Origin of the sequence: Okeania sp. SIO2F4 (assembly GCF_010672385.1) — a bacterium.
GTDB lineage: Bacteria > Cyanobacteriota > Cyanobacteriia > Cyanobacteriales > Microcoleaceae > Trichodesmium.
Genome location: NZ_JAAHGT010001446.1, coordinates 1 through 1,270 on the forward strand (window position 1 = coordinate 1; position 1,270 = coordinate 1,270).

At 30.6% G+C, this 1,270-nt stretch carries 2 protein-coding genes; both read left to right on the forward strand.

Translation table 11 applies throughout. The features are described from left to right. Positions 1-274 precede the first annotated feature (274 nt). On the forward strand, positions 275-751 hold the full coding sequence (locus tag F6K22_RS41125) for a hypothetical protein (protein WP_293110953.1): 477 nt from the start codon (positions 275-277) through the stop codon (positions 749-751). A gap of 200 nt (positions 752-951) precedes the next feature. Next, positions 952-1,270 (forward strand): hypothetical protein (locus F6K22_RS41130; RefSeq protein ID WP_293110955.1); only part of this gene is annotated, 319 nt, incomplete at its 3' end.

Sequence of the window (1,270 nt, forward strand, 5' to 3'; positions counted from 1 at the left end):
TTGTTTTTGTAATATGATGTCCGGATAATAATTGATAAAAAAGTTTTTGTTTATAGTAGGGCTTTAGCCCGAACTTATAGATAGGACTAAAGCCCTACTACAAGCTTTAATTATAACTATTCAACCGGACATGATATAACGAGTATTTTGAGCAATCCTCCAAAAACATTTCGCCTTAAAAGGCGGGGTTTTAAACCCAATTATTTTGATAATAGGCCAGAAATTGATTGAATCGCCTGGTCATTAAGTTTAGATTCTTGAGAACTTTGGTTTTATGAAAAAATTTGCTTTATTTATATCTGTTGCTTCACTTCTTTTTACTAACAACTTAGCTTTAGCAGGAGAATATGGCGCTAAATGTCTACATATAGTTAGTGGTAAAATGCAAGGATGTATAATTATGGTATCAACAAGACAAAATAGCTTGGAAATGAATTTTAGGTCTGACAAATATCAAAATGATAATCTGAGATTGAGAGGTAATAAAATTATTGAAATTTCAAGTGGCGAACACGCTCAAAAAAGAACTAAAGAAACTATTGGAGCAAGTTTAGTTTTAGGTCCAATAGGAGCATTAGTTGGTTTATTTGGTAAGGAAAAACGGACTCAATTTGCAATTGAATATGTGGATAATCAGAATAAAACAAATATCGCTTTGATTGATATTAAGACAAAAGATAGTGAACCTTTAATACAAGATTTGGAAAGCTTGACTGGTTTAAAGATTCGGACTACGGAAAATCCTCAATAATTAATTTAGAATTTAGAATTTAGAATTTAGAATTTACAAGTTAAATTATTACTTTATTTTTTTGATCAAACTAGAAAAAAGATTTAACTGATAAATGACAACTGATTAAAAGGTGGGGTTGCACGACTCAATTATTTTGATAAAACCATTCTGAATATTCTCAAAAAATTTCTGAAGTTGTTAATTATTTTGCTGGAATTATGAAAAATAAATTAATTAGTTTGATATCTGCTTTTTCATTGGTTTTTCCTGTTAATCTTGCCTTGGTAAGAACTCACGGTGCTTACTGTTTAAATCAGAATAGTGGGGAATTAAAACCATGCGAAGTTACTATAGATACGGATGCTGGTACTCTAGATGCAGAGTTTAGGAAGGAAGAATTTCAAGATGGTAACTTTACTTTAAAGAAAGACGATATTACAGAAATTTCTACAGGACAATATGCTAAAAGCCAAGTACAAAAAAGTGTAGCTAAAGGTCTTCTTTCTCCTATCGGTGGGATAATTAGTGCAATAGATA

Bases quoted from the DNA above. Each gene is read 5' to 3' on its own strand.
- F6K22_RS41125 (WP_293110953.1), top strand. From the start codon at position 275: ATGAAAAAATTTGCTTTATTTATATCTGTTGCTTCACTTCTTTTTACT.